Raw genomic sequence first — 8,192 nt, forward strand, 5'->3', positions numbered from 1 at the left:
CGGCGGGCGACCAGCCCAGGGTCCGGCTCCACGAGGGGTTGACCGCGCCGATCCGCCCGTCGGGGGAGGCCACGACCTTGAGCACCGGCGAGAGCGTCCAGACCCGGTCGCGGTCGCGCCGTTGCGCCACCACCTCCGCCTCCAGGCCGGCGGCCTTGGAATGGAGCAGGTGCTCCACGCGGCGGCGCGCCGTGATGTCCTGGAACAGCACCGCCACCTGCCGCCGCGACGGCGGCTCGATGCGGAAGGCGGCAAGTTCGAGGTAGCGCCCGGTGGCGACCAGCTCGCGCTGGAAGCGGATCGGCCTTCCGGTGCGCAGGACGTCGCCGTAGAGCGCGAGCCAGCCCTCGGCCTCCGCGCCGACGATCTCGCGCAGGCGTTTCCCCGCCACCTCCTCGATGCCGGCATGCTGCGCGTAGGCGCGGTTGGCGGTGACGTGGACGTAGTCGCTCAGGGGCCCGTGCGGGCCGTCGATGAACTCGATGACGCAGTAGCCCTCGTCCATCTGCTCGAACAGCGTGCGGTAATGCTGCTCGCTCTCGGCCAGGGCCGTGCTCTGGGCCCGCTGCTCGGTCACGTCCCGCACCACGCCCGCGAGCCGCACGGGGCGGCCATCCGCGTCGCGCTCGATCTCGAGGGTGCGGGCGATCCAGCGGGGCAGGCCGGTCAGCGGGTCGCGGACGCGGTACACGGCCTCTTCGACCACCTCTCCGCCCACCTCTCCGGCCGCCCCTTCGCCCGAGGGGATCGCCGCCGGGTCCTCCGCCGCGAGCCGCTCGGCGAGGGCGGCGAGGGAATACTGCTCCTGCACCGGCAGGCCGTGCAGGCGGCAGAAGGCGGGGCTCGGATGCAGAACGCCCGCGCGCAGGTCGAGGGTGAAGACGCCGATCCCGGCGGCGTCCTGCGCCCGGGCGAGGGCGCCCTGCGCCGCCCGCAACGGCTCCGCGACCCGAAAGCGCGCCGGTTCGACGCTCGGTTCCGCGACGGGAGGAAGAGGCTCGGGCATGCTCACGCTTGCACCTGTAGCACGCCGCCGGGCGGTACAAGCGCGACGGTTCGGCCGGAAAACAGACTTCGCGACGGGGTCAGCCGAGATCGAGTTCGGGGTAATGCCGGAAGATCCCCTCCTCGTTGAAGGAGAGGCACCGCTCGCTGGCGCGGTAGGCCGCGATGCGCGGCAGCCGCCCGACCTGCTCCGCATGCGCGGCGACGCCCGGCGCCTGCGTCAGGGCCCGGGCCGCGGCCTTCGGAAACGCGTAGCGCAGGCCCTCGACGAGCTGGAACAGCGAGGTGTCGGCGTAGCTCACCGCGACGCCGACCAGATGCTCCGGCCCGGCCGGGTTGCGGGCGAGCACGCGCTCGAACCAAGCGAGGTATTTGGGGATGCGGTTCTCGCAAAAGTCCTCGGCGCGGCGGCGCGCCTCCGGCTTCTGGTCTTCGTAGTACAGGCCGACGCCGACCGGGTGATGGGTGTCGTGGGCCTCCGCCACCATGTCGGCGATCGTGAGCTGGATCTGGTGCGTCCAGACCCGGTCGGCCTCCTCCGCCCCGACGAGGCCGAGGCGCGGCCCGAGATAGAGCAGGATCGCCGCGGTCTGGCCGATGACGAGGTCGCCGTCCCTGAGGAAGGGCGGCGCGAAGGGCGGGCGCAGCGGCTCGTCCTCCAGGCGGTCCATCATCGCCGCGATGCCGCCGCCGTCCTCTTCCGGCAGGCGGGCGACATCGACGTATTCCGCCCCGGCCTGTTCGAGAGCGAGCCGCACGAACTCGCCGCGGCCGGGGATCATCGGCCAGTAGTGCAGCTCGTAGGTCATGCCCGCGCCCTCACCAGCCGCCGCGTTCCTCGCGGCTCGGGGCGCGGCCCTGGGGCGTCAGGGCGTCGATCACGCCGGGGAGGGCCTGGGCCAGCTGCGCGAGCAGGTCCTCGCGCGGCAGGCCGGTCTCGCGGCTGAGGTTGTCGACGGTGCCGGGACCCAGGGCTTCGGCGAGGCGGTTCGGCGCGATCTCGCGGTTGGGGCCGTGGCCGATCCACGAGCCGATCACGTCGCCGAGCCCGCTCCGCTCGAAGCTCTGGATCAGGCCGTCGAGCCCGCCCGCGGCGGGGCCGCTCCCGTCCTGCGGCTCACGGTCGAGCCCGGCATAGGGGCCCTCGCCGGGGGAGCGGTGCCCGGAATGACCGTCGCCCGGACCGTCGAGCATGCCGGCGAGATCGCCGAAATCGCCGCCGGAATCGTCACCTTGCGCTGGCGGCCCGCTGCGGCGGCCCTGGTTGAAGCCGCCGAGATCGCCGTCGTCGACGCCCGGATCGGGGAAGGGCCGGCCGCCCGGCTCGGGCGATCCGCGGCCGAAAATGTCGCCGAGCCCGCCACCGCCGAGCCCGCCAGCGCCCTTGGCGAGCAGCAGCATGAGGAGAGCCTTCACCACCGGCGAGGCCAAGGCCCCGCCGCGTCCACCCCCCAAAACCTGTCCGACGACTCCGCCGATGACCTGATCGAGCAGCCCCATGCGTTTCCTCCCGCCGGTTCACGCCGCCCGCGGCGGCCGTGCCGGTCCAACGGCGAGCGTCGGGATGGGGTTGCGGATCAGTTCTCGTAGCTCGTGCGGAACGGCTTCGAGAGATGGTCGGTGGGGTTGGTGCGCACGGTCTTTCCGCTGCTCCGTCCCTCGGGCATCACCGAGGTCGAGGAGCGGATCGCGCTCGGGGGCGACACCTCGCCGGTCGACCGCTCGGCGGTGCGCTGGTTGCCGCGCACGGTGTCGGTGCCGGAGGGCAGGGTGCCGGCGGTGGGCTGGTCGTTGGGGTTGGCCACGCTCTGGGCCAGCGCCGGCGCGGACAGGATCAGGCTGCCGAGGAGGGCGCCCAGGGCGGCGCGGCTGAGGGGAGAGGGGGATCGCATCGGTCGGCTCCGTTTCAGGCTTCCCGCAGGGTCCGCGCCGCCGACCGGGCTCACGGCGGAGCCGCCCGGCGGTTGCAGGATCTGAAGGGCCAATCCCGGCCGGTGGCCAAGGTTCCCCTTCGGCGAGGTTTCAGACGGTGTCAGCCGCGCTTGCGCCCGCCGCCGCCCTTGTAGCGGGGCTTCTGGCCGCCGAGCCCCTGCGTCGAGCGCGCCTTCGGCCGCTCCTGCCAGGGCACGGCCCCGGCCGGCAATTCGCGGTCGGTGCCGGGGCCCATGTTGTCGAGGGTCGGCTTGGCGATCCGGCTGCCCTTCTGCCCGTAGCGCCCGGCCTCGCGCTCGACATCGCCCTGGCGCGCCATGGGGTCGTCGGAGACCATGAGCTCGGTGGCCTGGAGCCGCTTGAGCTCGTCGCGCAGCCGGGCCGCCTCCTCGAAGTCGAGGTCGGCGGCGGCCGCGCGCATCCGCTTCTCGAGGTCGGCCATGACGGCCTTGAGGTTGTGGCCCACCGTGATCGCGTCCTTGGCGAGCCCGGTATCGACGCGGACGTGGTCGCGCTCGTAGACGCTCTCGAGGATGTCGGCGATGCCGCGCTTGACCGATTGCGGCGTGATGCCGTGCTCGGCGTTGTAGGCGAGCTGCTTCTGGCGGCGGCGCTCGGTCTCGGCCATCGCCCGCTCCATCGAGCCGGTGATGGTGTCCGCGTAGAGGATGCAGCGGGCATCGGCGTTGCGCGCCGCGCGGCCGATGGTCTGGATCAGCGACGTCTCGGAGCGCAGGAAACCCTCCTTGTCGGCGTCGAGGATGGCCACCAGCGCGCATTCGGGGATGTCGAGGCCCTCGCGCAGCAGGTTGATGCCGATCAGGACGTCGAAGGCGCCGAGCCGGAGATCGCGGATGATCTCGATCCGCTCCAGGGTGTCGATGTCCGAGTGCATGTAGCGCACCCGCACCGAGTTCTCGTGCAGGTACTCGGTCAGGTCCTCGGCCATGCGCTTGGTCAGCGTGGTGACCAGCGTGCGGTAGCCGGCCTGGGCCACGGCGCGGACCTCGCCCAGGAGGTCGTCTACCTGGGAGCGGGCCGGGCGGATCTCGATCACCGGATCGACGAGGCCGGTGGGGCGGATCACCTGCTCGGCGAAGACGCCGGCCGTGCGCTCCATCTCCCACTTGCCGGGCGTGGCCGAGACGTGGACCGATTGCGGCCGCATCGCGTCCCATTCCTCGAACCGCAGGGGGCGGTTGTCGAGGCAGGAGGGCAGGCGGAAGCCGTACTCGGCGAGCGTCGCCTTGCGCCGGAAGTCGCCGCGATACATGCCGCCGATCTGCGGCACGGTGACGTGGCTCTCGTCGGTGAAGACGAGGGCGTTGTCGGGCAGGTACTCGAACAGGGTCGGCGGCGGCTCGCCGGGCTTCCGCCCGGTCAGGTAGCGCGAATAATTCTCGATGCCGTTGCAGGCCCCCGTCGCCTCGATCATCTCGATGTCGAAGGTGCAGCGCTGCTCCAGCCTCTGCGCCTCGATCAGGCGGCCCATCCGGGTCAGTTCCTCGACGCGCCCCTTCAGCTCGGTCTTGATCCCCTTGATCGCCTGCTGCAGCGTCGGGCGCGGCGTGACGTAGTGCGAGTTGGCGTAGACTTTGACGAACTTCAGCTCATTGATCTTCTTGCCGGTGAGCGGGTCGAACTCGACGATCGATTCCACCTCGTCGCCGAACAGGCCGATGCGCCAGCCGCGATCCTCCAAGTGGGCCGGCCACAGCTCGATGACGTCGCCGCGCACGCGAAAGGTGCCGCGGGCGAAGTCCGACTGGATGCGCTTGTACTGCAGCGCCACGAGGTCGGCGATGAGCTGGCGCTGCTCGATCTTCTCGCCCAGCGAGACCGTGAACGACATCGCCGTGTAGGTCTCGACCGAGCCGATGCCGTAAATGCAGGAGACCGAGGCGACGATGATGACGTCGTCGCGCTCCAGCAGGGCGCGCGTCGCCGAGTGGCGCATCCGGTCGATCTGCTCGTTGATCGAGGATTCCTTCTCGATGAAGGTGTCCGAGCGCGGCACGTAGGCTTCCGGCTGGTAGTAGTCGTAGTACGAGACGAAGTACTCGACCGCGTTGTCCGGAAAGAAGCTCTTGAACTCGCCGTAGAGCTGCGCGGCCAGCGTCTTGTTCGGGGCGAGGATCAGAGCCGGACGCTGCGTCTCCTCGATGACCTTGGCCATCGTGAAGGTCTTTCCGGAGCCCGTGACCCCGAGGAGCACCTGGTCGCGCTCGGCGGTTCTGACGCCCTCCACCAGTTCGGCGATGGCCCTGGGCTGGTCGCCCGCCGGGGTGAAGTCGGATTTCAGCGTGAACCGGACGCCGCCCTCGGATTTCGCCGGCCGTTCCGGGCGGTGTGGCACCCAGGCCTCGCCGTTCTTGAACAGCGGGTTGCCCTCGGTGAGCAGCTTTTCCAACGCTTCGACCGTGGCCGAGACCCCCTCTGTCGCGAGGGAGGGCGCGTCCGCCTCGGGTGCGGCCTCGGGGGCCGGGCCGTCGTCCGGCGGGATCAGGCCGAGGGCCTGGGCCAGCCGCGGATCGACGTCGGCCGCGTCGCCGATGGCGAAGCCCGCCTGCGGCGCCTCGGCGAAGCCGTCCTGCGCGATCTTCTTGTAGGCCTTCGCCTCGCCCTTGCTCCCGCGCCCCTTCCGGGCCGGCTCGGGCTGGGGCACCGGCTCGATCGCCTTCGGGCGGTTGCGGTTGAGGGCGGGGTTGAGCAGGGCGGCGAGATGCTCGTCGAGCGGCATCAGCTCGGGCCGGTCCGCCTTCGCCGTCGTCTTCGAGGTCGCCTTGGCCGGTGCCTTGGCCGGTATCTTGACTGGCGCCTTGGCCGGGCTCACGCGCGGATTCTTGGGTGCGGGCATGGCGACAATATGGGCCTGTCGGGCGGTCTCAGGAAGAGTCCGGAGAGCCCACAATTGCTGGTGCTTGCGGCCGTTTCGGGCCCGGACTAGCGTCAGGGCGGTTCCACATCAGGGAGACCGTCATGAAAACGGTCAGCCTCCGCGAGGCCGAGGCGGATCTGTCGCGGCTGGTCGAGGCGGCGTCGCGCGGCGAGCCGTTCGTGATCGCCGAGAACGGCCGCCCCCTGGTCCGGGTCTTGCCCGCGGACGCCGAGCCGCCGCGCACGCGACGCCTGGGCTTCCTCGCCGGACAGATCTCGGTCCCGGACGATTTCGACAGGATGGACCAGGACGAGATCATCCGGTTGTTCGAGGGCGAAGAGGCCGCTGTCGGCTGACGCGCGCGTCGCCCTCACCCCCGCACCGCCTCCGGCAGATCCCGTTCCCAGGCCGGCTCGCCCGCGAACCGCTGCGCCAGGAAATCGACGAAGGCGCGGGTCTTGGCCGGGCGCCGGCCCGGCGGCATCAGGGCGTGGATCGGCAGGGTCGGGCAGGGGGCACCGAGATCGAGGGCGACGAGGCTGCCGGCGCGCAGGGCCTCCGCCACCAGGAAGGTCGGCTGGTAGACGAGCCCCAGACCGGCCGAGGCCGCGGCCACCAGGGCGGCGCCGTTCGGCGCCCGCAGGGTGCCGGAGACCGGGTAGACCCGATCGCCGAAGCGCCAGCCGCTGGAATCGGACAGGGTATAGCCGAGGCAGTTGTGCTCCCTCAGGTCCTCGGGCGCGCGCGGCGTGCCGTGCCGGTCGAGATAGTCCGGCGCGGCGCAGACCAGGAGGCGGCTGGCGGCGAGGCGCCGCGCGATCAGGCCCGAATCGGCGAGCGTTCCGATCCGCACCGCGAGGTCCCAGCCCTCCTCGATCAGGTCGACCCGTCGGTCGTTGAGGCCGAGCTCGATCGTCAGCGCCGGATGCGCGGCGGCGAAGGCCGCGAGCGCCGGGGCGATCTCCCGCACGCCGAAGGAGAGCGGCACGTTGAGACGAAGGGTTCCGTGCGCCTCCACCCCTTCGGCGCCGGCCATGGCCTCGGCCTCCGCGATCTCGGCGAGGATGCGCTCGCAGGCTTCGAGATAGCTCCGCCCGGTCTCGGTGAGCGTCAGCCGGCGCGTCGTCCGGTGCAGGAGCCGCGTGCCGAGCCGCGCCTCCAGCGCCGCCACGTGCTTGGTCACGCCGGTCTGCGACAGGCCGAGCGCCCGCCCGGCGGCCGAGAAGCTGCCGAGCGCCGCCACCCGGGCAAAGACCTGCATTCCCGTCACGCGGTCGAGCACGGCTCACCTCACTCTCTCAGGGTGAGGTGAATGGCGGGGAACGCGGATTATCGCAAGGGCACGGGCAGGGCATGGTCCGGTCACCGCAACCGCCGTCACCGCGACGGCGATCGAACCGACCGGACCCCGAGACGACCATGACCGACGCCCGCACCGCCCCCTACGCCGCCCTGCTGCTGCGTCTCACCCTCGGCGGCCTGTTCCTGGCCCATGCCGGGCTGAAGCTGTTCGTGTTCACCCCCGCGGGCACGGCGGCCTTCTTCGGCTCCCTCGGCCTGCCGCCCGCCCTCGGCTACGCGGTGATCGCCGTCGAGGCCGCGGGCGGCCTCGCCCTGATCCTCGGCCTCTACGCCCGCTTCGTCGCCCTGGCCCTGGTCCCGGTCCTGATCGGCGCCATCGTCACCGTGCACGGCGCCAACGGCTTCTTCGCGCAGAATCCCGGCGGCGGCTGGGAGTTCGCCGGCTTCTGGGCGGTGATGCTGCTGGTCCAGGCCGGGCTCGGCGACGGCCCCTACGCCCTGCGGCGGGCGTGACGAGCGGCGCGAGGAGACCGCCCCCATGAGCGAACCGATCCATCCGCAGACCCGCATCGGCCACGTCCATCTCAGGGTGGCCGACCTCGAACGGGCGCTGGACTTCTATTGCGGCGTGCTCGGCTTCGCGCTGACGCAGCGCTACGGCGCCCAGGCGGCCTTCGTCTCGGCCGGCGGCTACCACCACCATATCGGCCTCAACACCTGGGAGAGCGCGGGCGGCTCCCCGCCGCCGCCCGGCCATACCGGCCTCTACCACCTCGCGATCCTCTACCCGACCCGGGCGGCCCTGGCCGACGCCCTGCGCCGGGTCGAGGCGGCCGGCCTCCCCCTCGACGGCGCCAGCGACCACGGCGTGTCCGAGGCGCTCTACCTGCGCGATCCCGACGGGAACGGGGTCGAGCTCTACCGCGACCGGCCGGAGGCCGAGTGGCCGCGGGACCGACAGGGCGACCTCGCCATGGTCACCCGCCGCCTCGACCTCGCGGGGCTGCGGGCCGAAATCTGACGCAAGGTGATCGCTTGAAAGCGATCACCCTGGTTCTTCGCCGGCCTCAGTCGC

General features: G+C 71.9%; 9 protein-coding genes. 3 read left to right on the plus strand and 6 right to left on the minus strand.

The genetic code is table 11. The annotated features are described in order from the left end of the window. The 5 genes from MFF42_RS16615 to uvrB form a co-directional block, all read right to left on the minus strand. On the minus strand, positions 1-1,006 hold a 1,006-nt coding region (locus MFF42_RS16615), incomplete at its 3' end, for a PAS domain-containing protein (RefSeq protein WP_238256738.1). A gap of 79 nt (positions 1,007-1,085) precedes the next feature. After that, positions 1,086-1,814, minus strand: a complete 729-nt coding sequence (locus MFF42_RS16620) for a glutathione S-transferase (protein WP_238256739.1) — start codon at positions 1,812-1,814, stop codon at positions 1,086-1,088. 10 nt (positions 1,815-1,824) lie between these two features. After that, on the minus strand, positions 1,825-2,505 hold the full coding sequence (locus MFF42_RS16625; RefSeq protein ID WP_238256740.1) for a YidB family protein: 681 nt from the start codon (positions 2,503-2,505) through the stop codon (positions 1,825-1,827). A gap of 77 nt (positions 2,506-2,582) precedes the next feature. Continuing rightward, complete coding sequence (locus MFF42_RS16630; protein ID WP_238256741.1) at positions 2,583-2,897, minus strand: hypothetical protein; 315 nt, start codon at positions 2,895-2,897, stop codon at positions 2,583-2,585. Between the two features lie 140 nt (positions 2,898-3,037). Beyond that, complete coding sequence (gene uvrB / locus MFF42_RS16635; protein ID WP_238256742.1) at positions 3,038-5,794, minus strand: excinuclease ABC subunit UvrB; 2,757 nt, start codon at positions 5,792-5,794, stop codon at positions 3,038-3,040. 122 nt (positions 5,795-5,916) lie between these two features. Between uvrB and MFF42_RS16640 the strand changes: the two genes are divergently transcribed. Further along, positions 5,917-6,171, plus strand: coding sequence for a type II toxin-antitoxin system Phd/YefM family antitoxin (locus MFF42_RS16640; protein WP_238256743.1), 255 nt, complete (start codon positions 5,917-5,919; stop codon positions 6,169-6,171). A gap of 14 nt (positions 6,172-6,185) precedes the next feature. Here the strand turns inward: MFF42_RS16640 and MFF42_RS16645 are convergent, their stop codons facing one another. Next, on the minus strand, positions 6,186-7,097 hold the full coding sequence (locus tag MFF42_RS16645; protein ID WP_238256744.1) for a LysR family transcriptional regulator: 912 nt from the start codon (positions 7,095-7,097) through the stop codon (positions 6,186-6,188). A gap of 137 nt (positions 7,098-7,234) precedes the next feature. Between MFF42_RS16645 and MFF42_RS16650 the strand changes: the two genes are divergently transcribed. Both MFF42_RS16650 and MFF42_RS16655 read left to right on the plus strand, forming a co-directional pair. After that, positions 7,235-7,630: a DoxX family protein gene (locus MFF42_RS16650; protein WP_238256745.1), complete on the plus strand. Its 396-nt coding sequence runs from the start codon at positions 7,235-7,237 to the stop codon at positions 7,628-7,630. 25 nt (positions 7,631-7,655) lie between these two features. Then, positions 7,656-8,138 carry a VOC family protein gene (locus MFF42_RS16655; protein WP_238256746.1) on the plus strand — a complete coding sequence of 161 codons (483 nt, stop codon included), beginning with the start codon at positions 7,656-7,658 and terminating at the stop codon, positions 8,136-8,138. Positions 8,139-8,192 lie beyond the last annotated feature (54 nt).

It is taken from the genome of Methylorubrum podarium (assembly GCF_022179745.1).
Lineage (GTDB): Bacteria > Pseudomonadota > Alphaproteobacteria > Rhizobiales > Beijerinckiaceae > Methylobacterium > Methylobacterium podarium.